The 24637-nt window shown below is 64.9% G+C and carries 25 protein-coding genes; 13 read left to right on the top strand and 12 right to left on the bottom strand.

From position 1 onward, the window contains the following. Window positions 1-7: 7 nt before the first annotated feature. Together H9656_RS00750 and queF are read right to left on the bottom strand one after the other, a co-directional pair. On the bottom strand, window positions 8-1618 hold the full coding sequence (locus H9656_RS00750) for an AAA family ATPase (RefSeq protein WP_191742409.1): 1611 nt from the start codon (window positions 1616-1618) through the stop codon (window positions 8-10). A gap of 244 nt (window positions 1619-1862) precedes the next feature. After that, window positions 1863-2324: a preQ(1) synthase gene (gene queF, locus H9656_RS00745; protein WP_112999514.1), complete on the bottom strand. Its 462-nt coding sequence runs from the start codon at window positions 2322-2324 to the stop codon at window positions 1863-1865. 201 nt (window positions 2325-2525) lie between these two features. Between queF and H9656_RS00740 the strand changes: the two genes are divergently transcribed. The 5 genes from H9656_RS00740 to H9656_RS00720 all read left to right on the top strand — a co-directional run bounded on the left by H9656_RS00740 (window position 2526) and on the right by H9656_RS00720 (window position 5715). Next, window positions 2526-3227 carry a TonB family protein gene (locus H9656_RS00740; RefSeq protein WP_191742408.1) on the top strand — a complete coding sequence of 234 codons (702 nt, stop codon included), beginning with the start codon at window positions 2526-2528 and terminating at the stop codon, window positions 3225-3227. Window positions 3228-3408: 181 nt separating this feature from the next. Continuing rightward, on the top strand, window positions 3409-4335 hold the full coding sequence (locus H9656_RS00735; protein WP_191742407.1) for an NAD(P)H-dependent flavin oxidoreductase: 927 nt from the start codon (window positions 3409-3411) through the stop codon (window positions 4333-4335). A 37-nt stretch (window positions 4336-4372) separates the two neighbouring features. Next, entirely contained in the window at window positions 4373-5065 is a 693-nt protein-coding gene (locus tag H9656_RS00730) for a TorF family putative porin (protein WP_191742406.1), read from the top strand. A 62-nt stretch (window positions 5066-5127) separates the two neighbouring features. Beyond that, window positions 5128-5334, top strand: a complete 207-nt coding sequence (locus H9656_RS00725; RefSeq protein WP_191742405.1) for a hypothetical protein — start codon at window positions 5128-5130, stop codon at window positions 5332-5334. A 168-nt stretch (window positions 5335-5502) separates the two neighbouring features. After that, the gene (locus tag H9656_RS00720; protein WP_003164457.1) at window positions 5503-5715 is read left to right on the top strand and encodes a cold-shock protein; all 213 of its coding nucleotides are present in this window, start codon (window positions 5503-5505) and stop codon (window positions 5713-5715) included. Between the two features lie 84 nt (window positions 5716-5799). On the opposite strand, the gene H9656_RS00715 is transcribed toward H9656_RS00720, so the two are convergent. Genes H9656_RS00715 through H9656_RS00705 form a run of 3 tightly spaced genes read right to left on the bottom strand, consistent with a single transcriptional unit; the run spans window position 5800 to window position 9653 of the window. Further along, on the bottom strand, window positions 5800-7026 hold the full coding sequence (locus H9656_RS00715; protein ID WP_191742404.1) for a mechanosensitive ion channel family protein: 1227 nt from the start codon (window positions 7024-7026) through the stop codon (window positions 5800-5802). A gap of 55 nt (window positions 7027-7081) precedes the next feature. Continuing rightward, window positions 7082-8245, bottom strand: a complete 1164-nt coding sequence (locus tag H9656_RS00710; RefSeq protein WP_191742403.1) for a cystathionine gamma-synthase — start codon at window positions 8243-8245, stop codon at window positions 7082-7084. Between the two features lie 4 nt (window positions 8246-8249). Then, window positions 8250-9653, bottom strand: coding sequence for a pyridoxal-phosphate dependent enzyme (locus tag H9656_RS00705; protein WP_191742402.1), 1404 nt, complete (start codon window positions 9651-9653; stop codon window positions 8250-8252). Between the two features lie 111 nt (window positions 9654-9764). On the opposite strand from H9656_RS00705, the gene rnr reads away from it, so the two are divergent. Next, window positions 9765-12080 (top strand): ribonuclease R, encoded by a 2316-nt coding sequence (gene rnr / locus H9656_RS00700; protein WP_191742401.1) that lies wholly within the window; start codon window positions 9765-9767, stop codon window positions 12078-12080. After that, a complete protein-coding gene (locus H9656_RS00695; RefSeq protein WP_191742400.1) occupies window positions 12077-12784 on the top strand; it encodes an NUDIX hydrolase in 708 nt (235 codons plus the stop codon). Before rnr ends, H9656_RS00695 begins: the two co-directional genes overlap by 4 nt. A gap of 18 nt (window positions 12785-12802) precedes the next feature. Here H9656_RS00695 and H9656_RS00690 read toward each other — a convergent pair whose 3' ends face one another. Further along, window positions 12803-13411, bottom strand: coding sequence for a hypothetical protein (locus H9656_RS00690; RefSeq protein WP_191742399.1), 609 nt, complete (start codon window positions 13409-13411; stop codon window positions 12803-12805). Between the two features lie 126 nt (window positions 13412-13537). Here H9656_RS00690 and rpmG point away from each other — a divergent pair, with 126 nt between their 5' ends. Further along, a complete protein-coding gene (rpmG, locus tag H9656_RS00685; RefSeq protein ID WP_003164451.1) occupies window positions 13538-13705 on the top strand; it encodes a 50S ribosomal protein L33 in 168 nt (55 codons plus the stop codon). A gap of 91 nt (window positions 13706-13796) precedes the next feature. On the opposite strand, the gene H9656_RS00680 is transcribed toward rpmG, so the two are convergent. Both H9656_RS00680 and H9656_RS00675 read right to left on the bottom strand, forming a co-directional pair. Continuing rightward, window positions 13797-15158 (bottom strand): PleD family two-component system response regulator, encoded by a 1362-nt coding sequence (locus tag H9656_RS00680; RefSeq protein ID WP_191742398.1) that lies wholly within the window; start codon window positions 15156-15158, stop codon window positions 13797-13799. A gap of 3 nt (window positions 15159-15161) precedes the next feature. Further along, complete coding sequence (locus tag H9656_RS00675; RefSeq protein ID WP_191742397.1) at window positions 15162-15527, bottom strand: response regulator; 366 nt, start codon at window positions 15525-15527, stop codon at window positions 15162-15164. A gap of 123 nt (window positions 15528-15650) precedes the next feature. On the opposite strand from H9656_RS00675, the gene H9656_RS00670 reads away from it, so the two are divergent. The 4 genes from H9656_RS00670 (at window position 15651) to H9656_RS00655 (ending at window position 18987) form a co-directional block, all read left to right on the top strand. Further along, window positions 15651-16925, top strand: coding sequence for a DNA polymerase IV (locus H9656_RS00670; RefSeq protein ID WP_191742396.1), 1275 nt, complete (start codon window positions 15651-15653; stop codon window positions 16923-16925). A gap of 55 nt (window positions 16926-16980) precedes the next feature. Next, window positions 16981-17439 (top strand): RidA family protein, encoded by a 459-nt coding sequence (locus H9656_RS00665; RefSeq protein WP_191742395.1) that lies wholly within the window; start codon window positions 16981-16983, stop codon window positions 17437-17439. Then, a complete protein-coding gene (locus tag H9656_RS00660) occupies window positions 17436-18581 on the top strand; it encodes a GNAT family N-acetyltransferase (RefSeq protein WP_191742394.1) in 1146 nt (381 codons plus the stop codon). The genes H9656_RS00665 and H9656_RS00660 overlap by 4 nt, the downstream gene beginning before the upstream one ends. Before the next feature lie 100 nt (window positions 18582-18681). After that, on the top strand, window positions 18682-18987 hold the full coding sequence (locus H9656_RS00655) for a CsbD family protein (protein ID WP_191742393.1): 306 nt from the start codon (window positions 18682-18684) through the stop codon (window positions 18985-18987). Window positions 18988-19058: 71 nt separating this feature from the next. Here the strand turns inward: H9656_RS00655 and clpA are convergent, their stop codons facing one another. The 3 genes from clpA to H9656_RS00640 form a co-directional block, all read right to left on the bottom strand. After that, window positions 19059-21362, bottom strand: coding sequence for an ATP-dependent Clp protease ATP-binding subunit ClpA (gene clpA, locus H9656_RS00650; protein WP_191742392.1), 2304 nt, complete (start codon window positions 21360-21362; stop codon window positions 19059-19061). A gap of 12 nt (window positions 21363-21374) precedes the next feature. After that, the gene (gene clpS / locus H9656_RS00645; RefSeq protein WP_003164443.1) at window positions 21375-21704 is read right to left on the bottom strand and encodes an ATP-dependent Clp protease adapter ClpS; all 330 of its coding nucleotides are present in this window, start codon (window positions 21702-21704) and stop codon (window positions 21375-21377) included. Window positions 21705-21875: 171 nt separating this feature from the next. Then, window positions 21876-22346 (bottom strand): phasin family protein, encoded by a 471-nt coding sequence (locus tag H9656_RS00640; RefSeq protein ID WP_191742391.1) that lies wholly within the window; start codon window positions 22344-22346, stop codon window positions 21876-21878. A gap of 264 nt (window positions 22347-22610) precedes the next feature. On the opposite strand from H9656_RS00640, the gene H9656_RS00635 reads away from it, so the two are divergent. Continuing rightward, complete coding sequence (locus tag H9656_RS00635) at window positions 22611-24014, top strand: D-alanyl-D-alanine carboxypeptidase (protein WP_191742390.1); 1404 nt, start codon at window positions 22611-22613, stop codon at window positions 24012-24014. Between the two features lie 15 nt (window positions 24015-24029). Here H9656_RS00635 and H9656_RS00630 read toward each other — a convergent pair whose 3' ends face one another. Next, a complete protein-coding gene (locus tag H9656_RS00630) occupies window positions 24030-24602 on the bottom strand; it encodes a DUF2239 family protein (RefSeq protein WP_404821519.1) in 573 nt (190 codons plus the stop codon). Window positions 24603-24637 lie beyond the last annotated feature (35 nt).

Here is a 24637-nt window from a genome sequence, read left to right as displayed (position 1 = left end):
GAGTAAATTAGGACCGATTAAATATACAATCTTCAAGCTCTTGAAACACTGACATTTCATGTGTCATGTACCCTGACAAAGCGACTTTAAATACATCAGCATTAATGCTGCTCTTGACCCCACAGAAGTTCTTGACCCTCTGCGTTTCGTCCTTGAGGTTTTGGTCCACGATGTTGGTCACGAAAGTGTCGTAAGCTACCTCGTCAAAGGACAGCCCCTCCCCTGTAGAGTAGGCCCTCAACACTTCCTTGTCGTAGAGGTAGTTCTCAATCTCCCAACGCTTTAGAACCCGATGATTTTGAGGATTTGTTCGCAGGTAAACTTGACGATCATTTTCATCCGTGAATTTTCCAGACGCCATGTCCCGGTCCTTAAGAACCCAGATGTCCACGGCAGGAAACACCTTTCCGAGTACAGCTAGGGCAATCGCGCTGCGCTGGTCAGGCTCAGTATTCCCCCCGCTAGAAGTAAAAAAGACGTCAGGGTGCGAGCGAGCGAAAATCTTGTTGAACACCTGAGCGTCCATTCCTCTTTCCCGCCCCCCAGACCCAGGCTCCGCCCTCCCCTCGCAGTAGATGATGGTGGTTGGGCTAACGAGATGGGCCAAGTCATCCAACGCGATAGCGAATAGGTCACGCCAAGTGCCGGGACCAACCTCGACCGGCGTCAAAGTTCGCGACTCTGCCGCCAGATTATACTCAGGTCGAAATTGGATAATTTGGCATTTGTCCCGCATCTTGGTCTGCAACGCACGCAGGAACCCGATGCTGTGTGTCGTTAGCCAGATTTGACATTCAGCCCCAACAAGCCTGTCAATTTCGACAAGCAGACTGCCTTGTATCGCGGTGTTTATGTGCAGTTCCGGCTCGTCTATAAGGAAGATCGTGTCACTATAGTCGTCCTTGCGGAGATAAAGATCGAGAAGGATATCCACAACCTCCTTCTCCCCTGAAGATAGAACGTTGAACTCGAATTCCTTCGGGTGGTCTAACTTTTTGAAGTAGAGTGTGCCTTGGTTGCCCTCAACGCTCCCAATACTGGATATCTCCAAATCAAGACAATTCTTGATAGAAGCATTGAGATCGCCAATAACTTTGGCCTTCGCCTCACTGGGCTTGATATCGTTGTCGTCGCGATATCGGTTATAAAGAGCATAGAGACGCCGGTAGTTATCCTCCATCTTTGCATCAAGACTTGAGGCATCCCCCGCACCATAAGAATTTAGTTTTATCTCCGGGACCGCGCTAGTCTGCGATATTTTTAGCTGGCTGTTGTAGCGGTACGGACTGCGGAACGAGAAGATAGTGTTCGATTTCCCGGTAGCTCTCCTTAACTGGTGGGCCTCACCGAACGTTCCCGTGGTAAATTGAATCTCGACGTCCTGCCACGTCAACGAATTGGCACCTGTCATCGAGTGGTAGTTATGGTCCCGATTGACACCTTGCCCAACCCGCTCATGCGCACTCGCGTGATAAAGCAGGCCATCCAGAACGCTGCTCTTGCCGCAACCGTTCGGACCTACCAATGCAACAATACGCGCTGGAGCTTTACCTAGATCTATGGTGAGGTCGTGAAAGCGCTTATAGCCGTTCTTGAGCCGAATTTTGGAGATTCGCACTAGATTGACCCTTTATTGATTTAAGTTGATTTCAACTACCCACAGAAAAGTGGTATAAACTGCATCATAGTAGGCAAGGCCGCACGCCTATCAAACTGATTCTATACCGGCGTTATCGCTACGCCAGCGGAAGAGAAATCTCAATTGCCGCTCTGAGTCAGGCTTAAGCTGGCCGAATCGCGACGCCGCTGCAGGCCAAAGCACAAACGCTGCGAACCACAACTTTGCGTTTCACCCAGCCCTCTCACCCCCGCCCGCGATAGGTCGCCACGCCCTGATCCGGCAGCCACACGCCCTCCAGCGGCGCGCCCGTCTGCCAGAAGACGTCGATGGGGATGCCGCCGCGCGGGTACCAATAGCCGCCGATGCGCAGCCATTTCGGTTGCAGCAGCTCGGCCAGCCGCTTGCCGATGGCGACGGTGCAGTCCTCGTGGAAGGCGCCGTGGTTGCGGAAGCTGGTCAGGTACAGCTTCAGGCTCTTGCTCTCGACCAGCCAGTCGCCCGGCACATAGTCGATGACGATGTGGGCGAAGTCGGGCTGGCCCGTCACCGGGCACAGGCTGGTGAACTCCGGCGCGGTGAAGCGCGCCACATAGAGCGTGTCGGCGTGCGGATTGGGCACGCGCTCCAGCACCGCCTCTTCCGGGTTCGTCGGGGCGGCGGTCTGGACGCCGAGCTGGCTGAGGCTGTCGGTATAGTGGGTCATGCCCGCCATTTAGGCCTTCGCCCCGCCAAAGAAAACGCCGCCCCCGCCGCAATCGGCCTGACCCCCGTATCGCCTGTGCTAGACTGCGCCCCGGCCGCGGAGAGACTGGCCGTGCGGGGACGAGGGGATTTCAGACGATTCAGACGAATTGGACTCTGTTTTTTTCCAAGCGTTCTTCAGTCGCCTGTTTCAGGAGCATCCATGATCCTACCTACCAGGTTTGGCTTTGCCCTGGGCGCCCTCATGATCGTTTCAGGGGGCGTCGCCCTGCCCTCAGCTCTTGCCCAGGACGCCGATCAAGCCTTGCCGCCCCCGCGCTGGAGCGTGCCACCGCAGGCCTTTGTCGATGACTTCCCTGAGGCGGCCCTGCAGGCGGATGTCAGCGGATCCGCCGTGATCGCCTGCGACGCCACGCCGGACGGCAGCCCCGTCAACTGCGAAATCCGTTCTGAAACGCCTCCGGGCATGGGTTTCGGTCAGGCCGCCCTCGGCATCGTGCAACGCGGACGCGTGGTGGTCAGCGATGACGGCGCTGACGCGGCCTCTCGCCGTTTCGCCGTCCGCGTGCCGTTCAATCTCGCCGCCGAACCGCCCCCGCAGGAACCGGCCCGGACGTTCGCCAATGTGGAAGCCCGATGGCTGACGCCGCCTCGCCCCACAGCGTCTGATTATCCGCAAAGGGCGGTCGATCGCGGGCTCTCGGGCGGCGCCGCCGTCCGTTGCGAAGTCGCGCTGTCAGGCAAGCCGACCAACTGCGTCGTTATCGGCGAAGTTCCTCGCGGCAGCGGCTTTGGCGAGGCGGCCGTCAAAATCGTGCTTCGCGGACGGTTGGACCCCGCCACGATCAAGCCGGAAGAGGTCGGAACAACCTTCGTCGTCACCGTACCCTTCAGCATCCACTGAACGATTTCAGACGATTCAGACGAATTGGACTCTGTTTTTTCCAGGTGGCTTCCAGTTGCGCACAACCGTCAACACCGCTCATCCCGGCGGACGAAGGTCGCAGTCATGGGTGGAAAGCGTGATTGCCTTCCCCGACGACAGCCGGTTAGCGTAGCCAAAAGCAACTCAGGAGAGTCTCCCCGTGGCCATTCCCGCTTCCCTGCAGTCCGGTCTGAAGCTGCCGGTGATCGCCTCCCCCATGTTCCTGGTGTCCGGCCCGGATCTAGTGGTCGAGGCCTGCAACGCGGGCGTGATCGGCACCTTTCCCTCGCTGAACCAGCGCACGACCGAGGGCTATCGGGAGTGGCTGCGCGAGATCAAGTCGCGGCTGGCGCCCGGCGCCGCCCCTTTCGGCGTCAACCACATCATCCACCCGACCAATGAGCGGCTGATGGCCGACATGATGGTCTCGGTCGAGGAGAAGGTGCCGCTGATCATCACCTCGCTGGGCGCCGTGCGCGACGTGGTCGATGCGGTGCACGGCTATGGCGGCGTGGTCTTCCACGACATCGCCAATGTGCGTCATGCGCGCAAGGCCGCAGAGGCGGGGGTCGACGGCCTGATCCTGGTCGCCAACGGCGCGGGCGGGCACGCCGGCGTCGTGAACCCCTTCGCCCTGATCAACGAGGTGCGCAGCTTCTATGACGGGACCATCATCCTGGCGGGCGCCATCTCGACAGGTCAGGACGTGGCGGCGGCGCTGATGATGGGGGCCGACTTCGCCTATATGGGCACCCGCTTCATCGCCACGACCGAGAGCGAGGCCCAGCCGCACTACAAGGACATGATCGTCCAGGCGGGCTCGGCCGACATCACCTACACCCCCGCCGTCTCGGGCATCCCGGCCAACTTCCTGACGCCGTCGCTGGTCGAGAACAAGATCGACCCCAAGTCCCTGCCCGAGCACAAGCTGGACATGGGCGAGGAGGCCAAGGCCTGGAAGACCGTCTGGTCGGCCGGTCAGGGCTCGGGCGCCATCCACGACACGCCCACGACGGCTCAGCTTGTCGCTCGGCTGACGGACGAATTTTCGCAGGCTTGTGACAAATTCGACAAGAAGCGTCTCTAGGAAGCGGCCTCGACACCTTCCCTGATCGAGGCCGACCATGCGCATCCTGACGACCGCCCTGATGGCGACCGCCCCGCTCCTGATCCTGGCCTCGGCCGCCCAGGCGCAAGAGCTGCCCGGCCGCTGGAGCTTCAGCGCCGGCGCCGCCAGCGACAACCGCTCCAAGGACGCCTCCAAGTCGGACGGCGATCCCTTCGTCTGGGGCGCGGCGGAATGGGAAAGCGAAAGCGGCCTCTTCTACGCCGGGCCGGGCCTGGAGACGATCAAGAGCGGCGGCTCTGAACTGGAAGCCGAGTTCAACGCCGGCGTGCGGCCCCAGTGGGGCGGCTTCGACTTCGATTTCGGCGCCGCCTACAAGTGGCGCGTGGACGCCGATCCGGGCTACGACGACAAGGCCTGGGAGTTCACCGCCGACATGAAGCGCTCGATCGGCCCGGCCAGCGCCCGCCTGCGGCTGCAGCACTCGCCCGACGGCGCCGGCTCGGTCAAATCCTGGACCTGGGTCGCCGTGCGCGGGGGCTGGGACTTCACCGACAAGCTGAACGTCTCGGCCGAGGTGGGCCGCCGCGAGCAGAACGAGAGCGTCGACTACACCGGCTACAACATCGGCGCGACCTACGCCCTGACCGATAACCTGGAGGCCGAACTGCGCTGGCACGGCACCAACGCCAAGGTTCCCGGCGAGCAGTACGACGACGCCCTGGTCGCCGGCATCAGCGTCTATTTCTGACCGGCGCGCTGCGTTTCGGGCGCCGGTTTCACCTTTGCTGCGAAAAGGCTTAGGCTAACGCCATGACTTTTCGACCGACGACTTTGGAACGTGCGTACCAACTGGCCCAGAGCGGCGCCTGCCGGACCGTAGGCGATGTCAAACAGGCCCTGAAGACCGAGGGGTATGAGCGGATTCAAGACGCTCTGTACGGCTCGACCATCACCTCGGCCTTGCGCAAACTGTGCCAGGAGAACTGGATTTCGCCGCCGGAAACGGCGGAGTTGTAGGGCCCGCCCCTTGCATTCGGGCGAGGGAAGGTCCACTCTAGTGGGGTCGATCTCTCTGCGTAACGCTCTGCCTTCTGCCCCGCGCACCGAGGTCTAAGCCGATCCATTCAGACCCGACAGGTCATCAGGGACGTTCTCTGAGGCCAACTTCTAGCGGAGGTCCTGAAAATGGCTACCGGCACTGTTAAATGGTTCAACTCCACCAAGGGCTACGGCTTCATCCAGCCGGATGACGGCGGCAAGGACGTTTTCGTCCACATCTCGGCCGTCGAGCAAGCCGGCCTGCGCGGCCTGGACGAAAACCAAAAGGTTTCCTACGAAATCGAGCGCGACCGTCGCTCGGGCAAGGAATCGGCCGGTCAACTGAAGACCGAAGGCTGATCCAGCCGTCCCCTCCCCGTCGGCGACGATGGGCGTAGGTGACAAGGATTGAAGCGCGCAGAGGTCGCCCTCTGCGCGCTTTTCTTATGCGGGCTTCAACTGACTGAAGTCGGCGCCGCTGGGCGACTGGAACAGGCGCAGACCAAACTCGGGCAGGATCGCCAGCAGGTGATCAAAGATGTCCCCCTGGATCGCCTCATACTCGGCCCAGGCGACCGTGGCGGTGAAGGCGTAGATTTCCAGCGGCAGGCCCGTCTCCGTCGGCTGCAGCTGGCGCACCAGCAGCGTCATGTCCTGGCGGATGCGGGGGTGGTTCTCCAGATAGTTCTGCACATAGGCCCGGAAAGCGCCGATGTTGGTCGAGCGGCGCATGTTGACGGGGTCCCGCCCGGCCGCGACCAGTTTGGCGTTCCAGTCGGCCATTTCGACGGTCTTGTCCGCCAGGTAGTCGTCGATCAGGGTGAAGCGCCGCAGCCGGTCGCGCTCTTCCTCGGTCAGGAAACGCGCGCTGGCCTGATCGATCAACAGGGCGCGCTTGATCCGGCGCCCGCCGCTTTCCTGCATGCCGCGCCAGTTCTTGTAGGACTCATTGATCATCCGCCAGGTGGGGATGGTGGTTACGGTTTTGTCCCAGTTCTGCACCTTCACCGTGTGCAGGGCGATGTCGATCACGTCGCCGTCGGCGTTGACCTGAGGCATCTCGATCCAGTCGCCGACGCGCAGCATGTCGTTGGAGTTCAACTGAACCGACGCCACCAGCGACAGGATCGTGTCCTTGAACACCAGCATCAGCACCGCCGCGAGCGCGCCGAGGCCCGACAGCAGCAGCAACGGCGACTGGTCGATCAGCGCAGCGATCACCAGGATGGTGGCGATGGCGTAGATGACGATCTTCAGGACCTGAAGATAGCCTTTGATGCTGCGCCGATGCGCACGCGGCGAGCGGGCGTAGATGGCGTTGGCCATGTCCAGCGCCGCGCCGATGCCGACAGCGACCGCCACGATCATAAAGGCCCCAGCCACATTCTGGATCAGGGTCACGACGCCGGGCGATAGATGGGGCACGCCGCCGATGCCCCGGTAGATGATGATGGCTGGAACGACGCGGGTGAAGCTGCGCACCACCGGCTGCAACAGTACGTCGAGATCCTGCACCGCCCGCCCGACGACCTTCAGGATCAATCGGGTAAGAACTCGGCGGACGATAAAGTCCGCAATGAGGGCGACAAGGACAAGAAGACAGAGCCCGATCAGCATCTCCGCCGTCGGGAACTCCGCCAGGCGCTCACGCATGGCGTCAAAATCAAACATGGCCCCAGCCTAGGCAGGCAAGCCGAGGATTTGAACCCCGGCGCCTCAATCAGCCTCAGCCGATGGCCTGATCCAGGTCGGCGATCAGGTCGTCGATGTCCTCGACCCCGACCGACAGGCGGATCAGGTTGTCGGTGACGCCGCCAGCCTCGCGCACTTCTTTGGGCACAGAAGCGTGGGTCATGATGGCCGGGTGGTTCACCAGACTTTCGACGCCGCCGAGCGATTCCGCCAGGGTGAAGACCTGCACCCGTTCAAGCACCCGCTTCGTGCGCTCCAGGTCGCCGTCGATCAGCATGGTGACCATGCCCCCGAAGCGGCCGTTCATCTGGCGCGCGGCCAGTTCATGCTGAGGGTGGCTGATCAGGCCCGGATAGAGCACCTTGGCGACGTCCTTGCGGTCTTCCAGCCAGCGCGCAACGGCCAGGGCGTTCTCATTGTGGGCTTTCATGCGCAGGCCCAGCGTCTTCAGGCCCCGATTGGCCAGGAAGGCGTCGAACGGCCCCATGACGCCGCCGATGGAGTTCTGGAGGAACTTCAGCTGGGTCGCCAACTCAGCGTCCTTGGCGACCAGCACGCCGCCAACGATATCGGAGTGGCCGTTCAGATATTTGGTCGCCGAGTGCATGACCACATCGGCGCCCAGCGCCAGCGGCTGCTGGCTCCAGGGCGTGGCGAAGGTGTTGTCGACCACCAGGATCAGCTTGTGCGCCTTGGCGACCTTCGACAGGGCCTCTATGTCGGCCAGCTTCATCAGCGGATTGGTAGGCGTCTCGACCCACAGCATCCGCGTCTTGTCGGTGATGGCCGCCTCGACCGCCGCCAGATCGGTCAGGTCGATGTAGCTGAAATCCAGCCCCATCGAGCGGCGACGCACCCGCTCGAACAGCCGCCACGATCCGCCATAGAGGTCATCGCCGGTGATGATGTGCGCCCCGGCGTCCAGCAGTTCCAGCGCCGTCGAAGTCGCCGCCATACCCGATCCGAAACCGAAGGCCTGAACCCCGCCTTCTAGATCGGCGATGCAGGCCTCGAACGCCTCTCGCGTCGGGTTCTTGCCGCGCGCGTACTCATAGCCCTTGTTCACGCCCGGGCTTTCCTGGGCGTAGGTCGAGGTGGCGTAGATCGGCGTCATCACCGCGCCCGTCGACGGGTCCGGCCGCTGGCCCGCATGGATGGCGCGGGTGGAGAAGCCTTGTCGGTTCTTCAGTTCGGACATGGACTTACCGGTTCAGGCTAAGGTGGTTGATGAGGTCGGTGCGGGTGATCAGACCGACGAAGGCCTCGCCATCCAGCACGATGGCTACGCGGTCGCGGTCGAAGACAGGGATCAGTGCGTCCAACGATTCCGTCACCTGGAGCGTATCCAGATCGCGCGTCATGGCCGAGGATACCGGCTTGGCGAAGCGCTCCGGGCGCGTGATGTCGTCGGTGTTCAGGATATGGACGATGTCGCTCTCGTCCAGGATGCCGACCAGACGACCATCCTGAATGACCGGCAGTTGAGACAGGCCGTCGCCGCGCATCCGCTTGAAGGCGGTGTCCAGCGTGTCTTCAGGCCCTATCACCACCACGTCGCCCGCGGCGTATTTGCGGTTGATGAGGTCGGACAGGTCGCCGTGCAGTTCGCGTTCGGCCAGCCCCTGATCGGCCAGCCAGGCGTCGTTGTAGACCTTGGACAGGTATTTGGCGCCGGTGTCGCAGACGAAGGTCACCACGCGCTTCGGCTCGGTCTGCTCGCGGCACCAGCGCAGGGCCGTAGCGATCAGGGTGCCGGAGGACGACCCAGCCAGAATGCCTTCCTTCAACAACAGCTCGCGCACCGTCGCGATGGCTTCAGCGTCGGGGATGGAATAGGCGACGTCGATCAGGTCCGGATCGGTCGTCTCGGGCATGAAGTTCTGACCGATGCCTTCGACGGTATAGCTGCCGTCAGGACCCGGCACGCCTTCGTTGATCAGGCCCGCCAGCGCCGAGCCGACCGGGTCGGCCAGGATGATCTTCGCCTTGGAGCCCTGCGCTTTGAAATAGCGGGCGTTGCCCGTGATCGTCCCGCCCGAGCCGATGCCGGCGACGAAGGCGTCGATGTCGCCGTCCATCTGCTCGAAGATTTCGGGCCCGGTCGTCTTGAAATGAGCCTCGGAGTTGGCGTCGTTGGCGAACTGGTTGACGAAATAGCCGCCCGGAATCTGCTGGGCGAGGCGTTCAGCCATGTCGGTGTAGTATTCGGGGTGGCCGTGCGGCACGTCCGAGCGGGTGAGGCGGACGTCGGCGCCCATGGCGCGCAGGTGCTGGATCTTCTCCTTCGACATCTTGTCGGGGATGACCAGCAGGACCTTATAGCCCTTCTGCTTGCCGACCAGGGTTAGCGCCAGACCGGTATTGCCCGCCGTCGCCTCGACAATCGTGCCCCCCGGCTTCAGCCAGCCCGCCTTCTCAGCCGCCTCGATCATCGACAGGGCGATGCGGTCCTTGATGGAGCCGCCGGGGTTCTGGCTCTCCAGTTTCAGGAAAAGGCGGCAGGGGCCGGTGTCGATCCGCGTCACCTCGACCATCGGCGTCTTGCCGATCAGATCCAGCAGGGACTTGGCCGGACGGCTGAGAACGGGGGCGTCGGTCATCGACATGGGGGCAGGCTCCGTTGCACGGGTGACTTGTGAAGCTGGGCGTCCGCCCGTTCGCGGTCAACTCCTGCAAGTTTTCACCCTTTCATCGCGAAGCGCGTTAGAAAGGGCGCAATGGTCAAGACTCCAAAACGCCCCGCTGCGGGCCTGCCCGACAAAGAAACCCTGATCGCCTTCCTGCGTGAGGCCGGAGAAGCCGAAAAGGCCGACATCGCTCGCGCCTTCGGCCTGAAAGGCGCCGAGCGGCGGCAGATGCGCGAAATGCTGAAGGAGCTGGAGGCTGAGGGCCGCCTCAGCAAACGCGGCCGCAAGGGCTTTTCCGAGGTCGGCGCCCTGCCCCCGGTCGGCGTCGTCGACGTGGTCGACCGCGACGCTGACGGCGAGCTTTACGTCCAGCTGGTCAAGGGCGGAGAGGATGCGCCGCGCGCGGTGCTTATGCCCGACCGAGAGGGTCGCGGTCCCGCGCCCGGCATGGGCGATCGCCTGCTGGTCAAGTTCAGCCAGGGCGTCGACGGCTGGGAGGCGCGTCTGGTCAAGCGGCTGGACACCGGCGCCAACCGCGTGCTGGGCGTCATCCGCAAGGGCGGGCGCGAGACGCGGGTCGAGCCGGTCGACAAACGCTCCAAAGACGTGCTGATCGTTCCGCAGGCACAGGCCGCCGATCTGCGCGACGGCGATCTGGTGCTGGCCGCGATCGAAAAGGGCGAGCATCGCTACGGCCCCAAGCGCGGCAAGATCCTTGAGAACATCGGTCGCGAGGACGACCCGCGCGCCGCCTCCATCATCGCTATCCACGCCCACGGGGTGCCGACCGGCTTCTCCGAAGCGGTGGAGCGCGAGGCCGAGGATCAGGACGTGCCGACGCTGAAGGGACGCGAAGATCTGCGCCACGTCCCCTTCATCACCATCGACCCCGCCGATGCGCGCGACCATGACGACGCGGTCTATGCCGAGCGCGATGAAGACCCGGCCAATGCGGGCGGCTGGATCGTCTGGGTCGCCATCGCCGACGTCGCCGCCTATGTGCGGCCGAACACGGCGCTGGACCGCGAGGCGCGGGCCAAGGGCAACTCGACCTACTTCCCCGACCGGGTCGAGCCGATGCTGCCCGAAGTGCTGTCCAACGGCCTGTGCAGCCTGAAGCAGGGCGAGAACCGCGCCTGCATGGCCGTGCGCATGGTCTTCGACAAGGACGGCCGCAAGACCGGACACAAGTTCACGCGCGGCCTGATGCGAAGCCACGCCAAGCTGTCCTACGAACAGGCGCAATCCGCCATCGACGGCCTGCTGGATGACGCGACCGGGCCGATCATGGAGGCCATCCTCTATCCGCTGTGGAACGCCTATCGCACCATGCTGAAGGGCCGCGAGCGCCGCAGCCCCCTGGCCATCGAAAGCCCCGAGCGCCGCATCATCATGTCGCCCGACGGCGGCATCGCCGGCATCGAGCCGCGCAAGTCGCTGGAAGCTCACCGGCTGATCGAAGAGATGATGATCCAGGCCAACGTCTGCGCCGCCGAGACGCGGGAGAAGACGCACACGCCGCTGATCTATCGCGTCCATGACACGCCCAGCCAGGAGAAGATCTTCAACCTGGCCGACTTCCTGCACACCATTGGAAAACCCTGGAACAAGGGCGAGGCGCCGAACACCAAGCGGTTCAACAAGCTGCTGGAGGAAACCCGCGAGACCCCGCACGCCGAGGTCGTCAACGAGGTCGTCCTGCGGACCCAGATGCAGGCCATCTACAGCCCTGAAAACGTCGGCCACTTCGGTCTGCACCTGGACCGCTACGCCCACTTCACCTCGCCGATCCGGCGCTATTCCGACCTGATCGTCCATCGCGGGCTGATCCGGGGGCTGAGGCTGGGCTCGGACGGCCTGACCGACCGCGAGATCGCTGAATTGGGCGGCATCGCCGAGCACGTCACCGAAACCGAGCGCCGCTCGATGGCCGCCGAGCGCGACGCGATGGACCGCTACATCGCCGCCTTCCTGGAAGAGCACGTCGGCGCGACCTTCACCGGCCGGATCACCGGCGTCACCCGCTTCGGCCTGTTCATCAGGCTGGATGAGACGGGCGCCGACGGTCTGGTCCCTGTCTCGACGCTGGGCGACGAATATTTCACCCACGACGACCGCGCTCACGCCCTGGTCGGCGAGCGCTCCGGCAAGCGCTTCCCGCTGGGCCGCCGCGTCGAGGTGCGGCTGATGGAGGCCACGCCGGTCACCGGCGGTCTGGTGCTGGAAATGCTGTCCGAACCGGACCCGCGCGATCCCAACGCCCCGGCGCCGCGCTACGGCATGCGCGGACGCGGCGGCGACGGCCCGCCCAAGCGTGGGAAAGGCCGCCCCGGCGGCCCCAAACCCGGCAACGGCGCCAAGCCTTCCGGCGGCCTGAAGGGCGTCAGAAAAGGCAAGCGGCGGTGAAGCCCCTCCCCTTCGACGCCGCCAAGGACCTGGCCGATGCGCCCCGCACCGGCGGAGCCCAGCGCCCCAAGGACGCCGCCACCCTGATCCTGACGCGCGGGGCCAAGCGGCCCGAAGTCCTGATGGGCCGCCGCGCGCCGGGCCATGTCTTCATGGCGTCGAAGTGGGTGTTTCCGGGCGGACGCATCGAGCGGGCGGATTTCACCGCAGCGGACGCCGGCTCTCTATCGCATGACGCTGCACGCCGACTGGAAGCAGAGATGCCCGCGCGGCGCGCCCGCGCCCTGGCTCTGGCCGCCGTACGCGAGACGTTTGAAGAGACGGGGCTGATCCTGGGCCGACCCGCGCCGGCCGCCTCGGTCGTCGGGCCGTGGCGGGAGTATCGTCAGGCCGGCGCCCTGCCCGATCTGTCGGTGCTGTCCTATGTGGCGCGCGCCATAACCCCGCCGGGCCGATCACGCCGCTTCGACGCCCGCTTCTTCATGGCCCCGGTCGAGGCCCTGCGCGACCCGGACCGCATCGAAGGCTCAGGCGAACTGGACGAGATCGCCTGGATCCCGCTGGAGGAGGCTCAGAGCCTCGACCTGCCCGCCATCACCCGCTTCGTGCTGGGCGAGGTCGCCGAGCGGCTGGAGACGCCTCAGCGCCCCCTGCCCTTCGTGCATATGGCGCGCGGCCGCCACGTCATCGACCATCAGGACTGACGCGGCGGCCTCAAGGCCCTATTCGGCGACCGGCTTGGTCAGATCGAAATCGACCTGGAAGTGACGGTTCGGCCGGCGGAGCTCATAGGTGAAGGTCTTGTCGGGGTGGACCTCCATCGCCCAGACGTTCGTCGTCGAGACCGAGGCGTCGTTGGCGTTGAACAGATCGATGGACTCCTGGTCGACCGGGAACTCCTGACGCTCGGCCGTGCCTTCGCTGGCGGTGTCGCCGCCGTACCAGTGCAGCGGGTCCGTCTTGCCGTCCGGCTGGCGGTGATCATGCTTCAGGCGCAGGCCCGAATCGGTGCGCGTCACCACCCAGGTGCGCGACCGGTCTTCGCCGACCCAGAAGGGGATGCGAATCTCATCCGCCGAGCAGTCGCGCACGTGCATCAGCAGGCGCTTGCCCGCGAAATCGGAATCGGCGGCCTCGTTCGTGACGACCTTGCCCTCAAACCGCTGGCCGCACAGGGCGGTCAGATTGGCGAAGAAGGCGTCCTGGGCCGTCGCCGGGGCCTCGGCAGGCGCCGGGGCGACGGGCTCGGACGAGCAGGCGGAAAGGGTCAATCCGGCGGCGACAACGGCGGCGGAAAGGGCGTAGGCGGGCTTGAAGAAGGGCTTTTTCATGGCGAAACACTAGCGCTTAACAGGCGGCGCTCAACGCGACATCGAAACCGTTGACTTTAGGCCCTGCGTGAGTATGTTCCGCGCCTCTTATTTCAAGCGGCTTTCGCCGTCGCAGAGGTAATTCCGATGGCCAAACCGGCTTCCATCAAGATCCGCCTGAACTCCACCGCTGACACCGGCTTCTTCTACGTCACCAAGAAGAACGCCCGTACGATGACCGAGAAGATGGTCGTTAAGAAGTACGACCCGGTCGTCCGCAAGCACGTCGAGTTCAAGGAAGGCAAGATCAAGTAAGGGCTTCGCCCTCCGCTTGAATCTGCAAGAATCGAAACGCCCGGTCGCAGGACCGGGCGTTTTTCGTTGCGCCCTGGCGGGAAATGTCGCGTCAGGCAGCGCGGGCGACGACGCGATTACGCCCCTGAGCCTTAGCCTCGTAGACGCCTTCGTCGGCGCGTTTGATCAAGGCCTCGGGCGTGTCGTTCATGCCTAAACTGGCCGACACGCCGACCGAGACCGTCACGCCCAACACTTCGCCGCCGCTGATACGAAACGGCGCCGCTCCGACGTCGCGTCGGATTCGCTCGGCGATGCGATGGGCGTCGTCCAGCGACGTGCCTGGCATCACCACGACGAACTCCTCGCCGCCAAACCGACAGGGCAGATCGACCGCGCGCACATTGGTCGCCAGCCGCACCGCAAACTCGCGCAGAACCTCGTCGCCGACATCGTGACCGAAGGTGTCGTTGACCGACTTGAAGTGGTCGACGTCAAGCACCAGCACCGCCACTGAATCGCCGCCCCGGGCGGCGCGCTCAACGAGGGCCTGGAGCTGGCTGGTCATGTAGCGGCGATTGTGCAGGCCCGTCAGCGGGTCAGTGATCGCCATCTCCAGATTGTGGTCCAGCTTGTCGCGCAGGAAGTCGCCATACCGCTTGCGCTTCACCTGTGTCCGGACACGGGCCGACATCTCTTCAGGGTCGACAGGGCGAGCCAGGATGTCGTGCGCGCCCAGATCCAGCGCCTTCAGCAGACGGGGCCGGTCATGGGTGTCGATCAGCGCCAATATGGGAAGCCGCCGTGTCGCCTCCTTGGAACGCAACTGGGCGATCAGACGCAGGCCGTCGAAGCCTTCGGACGAGACATTGACGATCACGAGGTCGACAGCCCCCTTCGCGGCGTCCAACCCCTCCGCCAAGGCTCCTGCGACGCTTGGCCGGTGTTCGACCGACAACTCGCGCGCGATCATCTCGGCCTGAAGTTCATTGTCGTCGACGACGAGAACGCGACCGCCCGAGCCCTTCAAACGGCCGACGCCGCCCGCGTCCATACCGAGCCGACGGCTGCTCTCCTCATGCTCGCGCAACTCGTCCATGACCATCTTCAGGCGCGTCAGGCTCTTTACGCGCGCCATCAGGATCACATCATCCAGCGGCTTGGACAGGAAATCGTCAGCGCCCGCTTCCAGTCCCCGGATACGGTCATGGCGGCCGTCCAGAGCTGTCACCAGCACGACAGGAATGTGGCGCGTCTCCTCGGCGGCCTTGAGCCGACGGCAGGTCTCGAACCCGTCCATGCCCGGCATCATGACGTCCAGCAGAATCAGATCGGGTTGCTCGTCCCGCGCGATAGGCAGGCACGAGGTCCCGTCGCCGCAGGTCAGGACGTCATAGTATTCAAGAGTCAGCTTGGCTTCGAGCAGACGGACATTGGCCTCTACGTCGTCGACCACCAGAATTCGCGCGCTCATCCCCTACCCCAGATGCTTCCGCACCGTTTCCAGGAAGGAGATGACGGAAATCGGCTTGGAGATGTAGGCCTCGCAGCCCCCCTGACGAATTCGTTCTTCATCACCCTTCATGGCGAAGGCTGTAACGGCGATGACGGGTATATGGTTCAGCTCGTCATCGTCCTTGAGCCACTTCGTGACCTCGAGCCCGGAAATCTCCGGCAGCTGGATATCCATCAGGATCAGGTCAGGGCGGCGCTCGCGCGCGATCGCCAGCGCCTGCAGCCCTTCGCGGGTCTGCAGCACTTCGTACCCCTGAGAATCGAGCAGATCATGAAAAAGCTTCATGTTCAGCTCGTTATCCTCGACGATGAGGATCTTCTTGGACATCCGCCACCCGGCCGTTGCGCCTCTTGTTCATTCGCTTTCGCGTCGGGCTGTTACGCCTTCTTGAGTGCACTGTGGCGGCGTCAGTCTTAAGTTGACGTGAAGCTGAGGAAACGGAGTTCGAGTTTGGCCATCACGGTCCTTTGTCGCGACTGCCTGTGGACCGGCGACCGCAAGGTCGCGCGGTGCCCGTCGTGCGACTCGCGCCGGGTGATCGCCCACGATGAACTGAGCGATCTGCACATCGCCCACCTGGACTGCGACGCCTTCTACGCCTCCGTCGAGAAGCGCGACAGGCCCGACCTGCGCGACAGGCCCGTGATCGTCGGCGGCGGCAAGCGCGGCGTCGTCTCCACCGCCTGCTATGTGGCGCGGCTGTACGGCGTCGGTTCGGCCATGCCGATGTTCAAAGCGCTGAAAGCCTGTCCCGACGCTGTCGTCATCAAGCCGGACTTCGCCAAATACAAGGCCGAGAGCGCGCGCATCTTCGGCGCCGTGCAGCGCCTGACGCCGCTGGTTCAGACCCTGTCGCTGGACGAGGCGTGGATCGATCTGAAGGGCACCGAAAGGCTGAACGGCGGCCCGCCCGCCTTTCAGTTGGCGCGCCTGCAGAATTGGATCGAGGACGAGACGGGCCTCAGCGTCTCCATCGGCCTGGCGCCCAACCGCTTCCTGGCCAAGATCGCTTCCGAGTTGGACAAGCCGCGAGGCTTCTCCGTCATCGGCGCGGCGGAGGCGCAAAGTCTGCTGGCGCCGCGCCCCGTGACCACCCTGCCCGGCGTCGGACCGGTGTTCGGCCGCACCCTGCGCTCGGACGGTTTCGCCAACATCGGCGATCTGGCGGCGGCCGAGGTGAAGGATCTGGTCCGGCGCTATGGCGAGACGGGCCTGCGGCTGCACGACCTCAGCCACGCCCGCGACAGCCGCCCGGTGAACCCCGACCACGACCGGCGCGGCATGAGCGCCGAGACCACCTTCAAGGACGACCTGATCACCGCTGAGGCGCTGGAAGCCGAACTGTGGCCCCTGTGCGAAAAGCTGGCCTCAAAGGCCCGGCGCGACGGCGTCGCCAGCCGCGTGCTGGTGCTGAAGCTGCGCAAGACGGACTTCAAGATCGTCACCCGCCGCATCACCCTGGCTGAGCCCGTGCAGACGGCGCGGGCCCTGTTCGCCGCCGGACGAGACCTGCTGAAACCCGAGCTCGGCGTGCCCTACAGGCTGATCGGCATCGGCATGGCCGACATCGCCGACGCCCAGGATGCCCCGGCCAGCCTGTTCGCCACGGCAGAGACCCGCGCCCTGAAGACCGAGACCGCCATCGACGCCCTGCGCGGCAAGTTCGGGGCGGGCGCCGTCGTCGCGGGGCGCGCGCTGAAGCGTCCCGGCGAACGCCCCGGATGACGCGGCGGCCGCGCCGCGCTAAACCCCATCCCACCCTTTTTTACGGAGTCGCCCCATGAGCATTCACGCCCGCATCGCTGAACTCGGCATCACCCTGCCCGAGCCCGCCAAGCCGGTCGCCAGCTACGTCTCCTACGTCCGCTCGGGCGAGCAGATCTTCATTTCGGGCCAACTGTCGAACGACGCCTCAGGCGGCATCAAGGGCACCGTCGGCGTGGACGTAACGCCTGAGCAGGCCGCCGAGGCCGCCCGCCTGTGCGGCGTCAACCTGCTGGCCCAGATCAACGCCGCCGTCGACGGCGATCTGGATCGCGTGGTCCGCATCGTCAAGCTGGGCGGCTTCGTCCAGGCCGGGCCGGACTTCGAAGCCATTCCCGCCGTCATCAACGGCTGTTCGGACCTGATGGTCCAGGTCTTCGGCGACGCCGGCAAGCACTCGCGCTCGGCCGTCGGCGTCTACAAGCTGCCGCTCGGCTTCGCCGTGGAGATCGACGCCGTCATCGAGGTGAAGTGAGCTTCACCCTTCAGGTTCACGACGGGATCGCCGCGATAGGCCGGGAAGCGTGGGACGCCTGCGCGACCCCGACCGGCGATCCCTTCGTCTCCTACGACTTCCTCGACGCCTGCGAGGCGTCCGGCAGCGCCGTCCCGTCGGAAGGCTGGGCGCCGCGCCATCTGTCCCTGCACGATGAAGACGCGGCCGTGATCGGCGTCATGCCCCTCTACCTGAAGGGCCATAGCCAGGGCGAATACGTCTTCGACCACAGCTGGGCCGACGCCTATCAGCGCGCAGGCGGGCGTTACTATCCCAAGCTGCTAGGGGCCGTCCCCTTTACGCCTGCGACGGGCCCGCGGTTTCTGAATGCGCCGGGGACGGACGCCGTCGAGGTGCGCGAAGCCCTGCTGCAAGGCGCGCTGACCCTGACCGAGCGGCTGGGCGTGTCGTCGCTGCACGTCAACTTCCCCCTAGAGGCCGAATGGCGCGCCATGACCGCGGCGGGCCTGCTGCCGCGCCGCGACATCCAGTTCATCTGGCGCAACGAAGACTATCGGAGCTTCGAGGACTTCCTGGCCGCCCTGTCGTCCAACCGACGCAAGACCATCCGGCGCGAGCGCCGCGAGGCGCAAGCGGGCCTCGACATTCGCGTGCTGACGGGCGCCCAGATCACCGAGGCGCATTGGGAGGCCTTCTTCGCCTTCTACATGGACACGGGCGACCGAAAATGGGGGCGGCCTTATTTGACGCGCGACTTCTTCGCCCGCGTCGGCGCGACCATGGCTGACCGCATCGCCCTCGTGATGGCGTTTGAAGACGCGACGCCGGTCGCCGGGGCGCTGAACTTCATCGGACGGGATGCCCTTTACGGTCGCCAGTGGGGGACGCTGGTCGACCGGCCGTTCCTGCATTTCGAGCTTTGCTATTACCAGGCGATCGACTTCGCCATCTCGCGCGGCCTGTCCCGGGTCGAGGCGGGCGCGCAGGGCGACCACAAGATCGCGCGCGGCTACCTGCCCTCACCCGTCTATTCGGCGCACTTCATCGCCGACCCGGCCTTGCGCGATCCCGTCGCCCGTTACCTGAACCAGGAGCGCCCGGCGGTCGAGGCGGAGATGCACGCCATGACGGCGGAGCTGTCGCCCTACCGCCTGGGCTGACATTTCGTCGCGAAGCGCGAGAGGTTCAGGAACCGTCGGCGGCCAGATGCGCTTTTTCCCGGAGCCTCCTCCTCCTCCTTAAATCGCATCAGGGAAGATCATGACTGACCAACGCATCGAAGGCGCCGTAACCGAAACCGGCGGCAAACTGCAGAACGGCCTCGGCCGCCTGACCGGCGACAGCAAGCTGCAGGTCGACAGCAAGCTGAACGAGATCAAGGGCAAGGCCCAGAACGCCTATGGCCGTGTCATCGACGGGCTGGACGGCATGGTGGACAAGGCCCCCGCCGATCTGCGCGATCCTGCCCGCAAGGGCCTGGACTTCGCGCGTCGCAAACCGCTGGTGACCACCGGCATCCTGGCCGGGGCTGCGGTGCTGCTCAGCGCCCTGGGCCGCAAGCGCTAAGCGCCTCTAAGGCGATACAAAAAAGGCCCGGACGGCGACGTCCGGGCCTTTCTCTTTGCGCCTGACCGAAATCAGGCCGTTTCTTCTTCCGCTTCCTTCACCGCGGCGCCCTTGGCCGGGGTGATGTCGAAGGCGATCTTGCCGTCCTTCAGCTCGACCTTGACGTGCCCGCCGCGGGTCAGGCGGCCGAACAGGATGTCGTCGGCCAGCGGCTTCTTGATGTGCTCCTGAATGACGCGGGCCAAGGGCCTTGCGCCATACAGTTCGTCGAAACCGTTCTTGGCCAGCCAGTCGGTCGCCTCGTCGGTCAGTTCGATGGTGATGTTGCGGTCCGCCAGCTGGGCTTCCAGCTGCAGCACGAACTTGGTCACGACCGAGCGGATCGTCTCGGCGCCCAACGGCTTAAAGGCCACGATGGCGTCCAGACGGTTGCGGAACTCAGGCGCGAACAGGCGCTGGATGGCCTTTTCGTCCTCGCCCTCGACCTTGCCGCGGCCGAAGCCGATGGCCGCGCGCGCGTTATCGGCGGCGCCCGCGTTGGTGGTCATGATCAAGATGACGTTCCTGAAATCGACCTTCTTGCCCACGGCGTCGGTCAGCGTCCCGTTGTCCATCACCTGCAGCAGGATGTTGTAGACGTCGGGGTGCGCCTTCTCGATCTCGTCCAGCAACACGACAGAGTGCGGGTGCTGGTCGACGGCGTCGGTCAGCAGGCCGCCCTGATCATGGCCGACATAGCCCGGAGGCGCGCCGATCAGGCGGCTGACCGTGTGGCGCTCCATGTATTCGGACATGTCGAAGCGCTGCATCTCGATGCCGAGGGTGGCGGCCAGTTGCTTGGCGACTTCGGTCTTGCCGACGCCGGTCGGGCCGCTGAACAGGAAGGCGCCGATGGGCTTGTTCGGGTCGCGCAGACCCGCCCGCGCCAGCTTCATCGCCGACGACACCTGGTCGATCGCCTGTTCCTGTCCAAAGACGGCGCGCTTCAGATCGGTCTCCAGCTCGCGCAGGGATTCCGTGTCCGACTTCGACACCGACTTGGGCGGGATGCGCGCCATCTTGGCGATGACGGCCTCGACCTCCTTCTGGCCGATCACCTTCTTGCGCTTCGATTCCGGCAGCAGCATCTGCGACGCCCCGGCCTCGTCGATCACGTCGATGGCCTTGTCCGGCAGCTTGCGGTCGGTGATGTAGCGCGCCGACAGATCGACCGCCGTGCGGATGGCCGAGTCGGTGAAACGCAGCTTGTGGTGCGTCTCATAGGTCGTCTTCAGACCCTTGAGGATCTTCACCGTGTCCTCGATCGTCGGCTCATTGACGTCGATCTTCTGGAAGCGGCGCACCAGGGCGCGGTCCTTCTCGAAGTGCTGGCGATACTCCTTGTAGGTGGTCGAGCCCATGCAGCGCAGGCTGCCGGACGCCAGGGCAGGCTTCAGCAGGTTCGACGCATCCATCGCCCCGCCCGACGTCGCGCCGGCGCCGATCACCGTGTGGATTTCGTCGATGAACAGGACCGCATTGTCGTGGCTCTCCAGCTCCTTGACGACCTGCTTCAGCCGCTCCTCGAAGTCGCCGCGATAGCGGGTGCCCGCCAGCAGCGAGCCCATGTCGAGGCTGTAGATGGTCGCGTCCTTCAGGACTTCCGGCACCTCGCCGTTGACGATCTTGCGCGCCAGCCCTTCGGCGATGGCGGTCTTGCCGACGCCGGGGTCGCCGACCAGCAGCGGGTTGTTCTTGGTGCGGCGGCACAGGATCTGGATCGAGCGTTCGACCTCGGCCTGGCGCCCGATCAGCGGGTCGATCTTGCCGTTGCGGGCCTTCTCGTTCAGGTCGACGCAATAGGCCTCCAGCGCCTCGCCGCCCTGTTTGACGACCGAGCCGTCCTCGGCCTCTTCGGGGCTGGCGCCGCGCACCGAGCGGGCTTCATTGGCCCCGGCCTTCTTGGCGATGCCGTGAGCGATGAAGTTGACCGCGTCGTAGCGCGTCATGTCCTGCTCCTGCAGGAAATAGGCGGCGTGGCTTTCGCGCTCGGAGAAGATGGCGACCAGGACGTTGGCCCCGGTCACTTCCTCGCGGCCGGACGACTGGACATGGATGACCGCGCGCTGGATCACGCGCTGGAAGCCCGCCGTCGGCTTGGCGTCGTCGCCGTCGGCCGTGGCCAGAGCGGCCAGGTCCGTGTCGACATATGAGCCGAGCGCAGCCTTCAGCGCGCCCAGGTCGACGTTGCAGGCCGTCATCACGGCCGAGGCGTCCGGATCGTCGATCAGGGCCAGCAGCAGGTGTTCAAGCGTGGCGTATTCGTGCCGGCGCTCGTTGGCGTAATGGACCGCGCGGTGCAGGGTCTCTTCGAGAGGACGGGAAAACGAAGGCATGGCAGGTTCCTCTCAGTCCTTTTCCATCGTGCATTGCAGGGGGTGCTGGTGGCGCCGCGCCGTCTCGACCACCTGGGCGACCTTGGTTTCGGCCACTTCGTAGGTGAAGACGCCGCAGACCCCGACGCCATGCTGGTGCACGTGCAGCATGATGCGGGTCGCGTCCTCGCGGCTCTTCTGGAAGAACCGCTCCAGCACGTAGATGACGAACTCCATGGGGGTGTAGTCGTCATTCAGGATCAGCACCCGATAAAGCGAGGGCCGCTGAAGTTTCGGCTTTGTCTCGGTGACGACGGCGGCGCCTGCGCCTCCGCCCTGTTCACCTGGCCGTCTGTTAGGCATTCGTGGTCCGTAATCGGGGAGTGTCGTGGATCAGATAGGGAATGATGGCCTGATTTGTAGAGGCGTCCAGCCCGCAGACGCTCACGCACGCCCAGTTGATAGCTAAACGTGAAAAGGCCCCGGCGTTTCCACCGGGGCCCTTCCGAACTTGTAGAGCGTTGGAGGCGCGTCTTAGCGGGCGGCCTGGAACTGCTCGACAGCGGCCGAAACGCGCTCGTTGATCGGCTTGAAGCTGTCCTTGACCGAGGCGGTCATGGTCTCGGTCGCCTTGCCGAACTCGGCCAGATAGGCCTCGGCGGCCGACTTGGCCCAGTTGGTCTGCAGTTCGAACAATTCCTGCATCGAACGGGCCTGCGAGAACGACTGGGCGGCGGCGACGCCGTCTTCCCAGGACTTCTTGCCGTAGGCCACGGCCTGCTGCGACAGGGCTTCGGCGCCCTTCTGGGCGGCGGCGGCGGATTCGACCACGGCTTCCAGGTTCTTCTTGCCGTGCGCGTTGATCTCGCTCAGCGAGGCGACGGACTTGTCCACGCCTTCGCGGAACGCCTGGGCGCCGGCGGCCTGGATCGATTCAGCCTGGGCCTTGGCCTTGGCGGTCGTTTGTTCGACGGTCTTCTTCACGGTCTCAGCGGCGTCAGCCATGGGGAGTCTCCTGAAGCGAAAGGTTTCCTGCGACAGGCGGAGCCCATCGCGACAACGGCGATATGGTGCACCTGCGAAGGGACTTCAAGTGAAATTTGTGCAACGCACAATATTATCGCTGATCACCTGACGACCTCCGCTCCGATCACAAGTCTGTTGACGCGTCGTTAACCCTCTCGAAACCGGGGGAGCCGATGTTAGCGTTTGTAACGTGCGTGATCGCAGCCGTCTTCGCGCCACAGTGACGAGGCTAGTAGCTTGCCCATGAACGCCCTCTTCCGCCGTCGTTTCCTGGCCGCCCTGGTCCTGGGGGGCATCGTCCTTACGCCGACGGTCGGCGTCGCGCCTCCGGAAGCCCAGTCCTCGGACAGCCGCTACGCCGCCATCGTGGTGGACGCCGCTTCGGGCGAGGTGCTGTTTTCGCGCTTTGCCGACGCCCGGCGCTTTCCAGCTTCCATCACCAAGGTCATGACCCTGTATCTGGCGTTCGAGGCGCTGGAATCCGGCAAGGTGAAGCTGGACGACAACCTGACCGTCTCGCCGCGCGCGGCTTCTCAGCCGCCGTCCAAGCTGGGCCTGGCGGCCGGTCAGACGATCAGCCTGGACGACGCCATGCGCGCCACGGCCGTCCGCAGCGCCAACGACATGGCCGTGGTCATCGCCGAACACATCGGCGGCTCCGAGGGCCGCTTCACCCAGATGATGACGGAAAAAGCGCGTGAACTGGGGATGGAGCACACCCGCTTCACCACCGCCAACGGTCTGCCCGACACGCGCCAGGCGACCACAGCGCGCGACCTGTCGATCCTCAGTCGCGCGGTGATGCGCGACTATCCGCAATACTATCGCTACCTCGGCCTGCATGACTGGTTCTACAAGGGTCGCGACTACCGCAACACCAACGGCCTGCTGGCCACTGGGCGCGGCTATGACGGCATCAAGACCGGCTTCACCAACGCCTCTGGCTATAATCTGGCGGCGTCCTCGGTGCGCGACGGCAAGCGGCTGATCACCATCGTCATGGGCGGCCGCTCGACCAAGAGCCGCAACGACCATGTCGCTGAACTGATGGACACCGGGTTCGAGGTGCAACGCCGGCGAGGCCAGGGCGAGACCATTCAACTGGCTCAGGCCTTCTTCGAACAGCGCGGCTATGGAATCAGCAGCGAGCCCGCCGCGCCGGTCGCTTACGCATCCCTGTCCGACGAGGACGGTGAAGGCGTCGGCGCCCCGACCGAGGTGGCCTATGTCTCCGGCCCGCCGCCGCGCAACCTGCCGACGGAGGTGACCCCGCCGCCTTCGGCCCGCCGCGCCGAGAACCGTGCGCCCGAAAACCTCACCGCCGCGCTGAACGGCGGATCGGCCGCAACGGCGGCGCCCCCTGCCCGCGCGACCCGCAGCACGCCCGCGCGCGCCGCCGCCTCGGCTCCGGCCGGTCGCTGGACCGTCCAGGTCGGCGCCTTCCGCGAAGAAGCCGTGGCCCGCGACTGGCTGAACAACATCAGCCGCCGCTTCTCCAGCCAGTTCTCGAACGCCCAGCGTGACGTGCAGACGGCCAACGGCTGGTATCGCTCGCGCTTCACCGGCATGACCCAGCAGGCGGCCGAGGCGGCGTGCGAAGCCCTGTCGGAACGCCGCGTCACCTGCATGGTGGTCCGTCCCAGCTAAGCGAGACGGCGTTTCTCAGCGCCCATGCCCGTTGCGCCATCCCGGCTCGGCCAGACGCCGGGCGTAATCGCGCACGTCGACAGGCCAGGCCTCCGTGTGTGCGTCGAACGCCGTCCAGTCGCCCGCGAACAGCATCCGCACGGCCTCTTCATAGTCCGGCAGGTCGCCCGCCACGGCCGTCATGAAGCGATAGGCCGCCTCGCGGCTGCGACGCATCCGGTCCGGCCCCTCGGCCTCGCGCAGGGCAGCCTCGACCAGCTTGCGAAGCGCCACCGACGCCCCGCCCGGTTGTGAGGCCAGCCAGTCCCAATGGCGCGGCAGCAGGGTGACCTCGCGCGCCGTGACGCCCAGCCTGGGCCGTCCCGGTCCGCGCTTCTCAGGCTCGGGCTGCGGCTGCTCCTGCGGCAGGCGCGCCAGCACGGTCGGGAGGTCTCCGCGCAGATCCAGGTCTATCGGCCGCGCATCCTCGTCGCGAAAGACCAGGACCGCTCGTCCGGCGTCGTGCGCGGCTTTCATCGCTGCGGCGACTTGCGCCAGCGGCCCGGCTGCAATCATCGTGTGGCCGTCGAAGGCCGTGCATAGGGTCATCATCCGTCCTCACTTGTTGAGGCCGGAATTACCCG

It is taken from the genome of Brevundimonas guildfordensis (genome assembly GCF_014836405.1).
In the GTDB taxonomy this organism is placed as follows: Bacteria; Pseudomonadota; Alphaproteobacteria; order Caulobacterales; family Caulobacteraceae; genus Brevundimonas; species Brevundimonas guildfordensis.
This window is presented reverse-complemented; position numbering and strand designations above follow the sequence as displayed.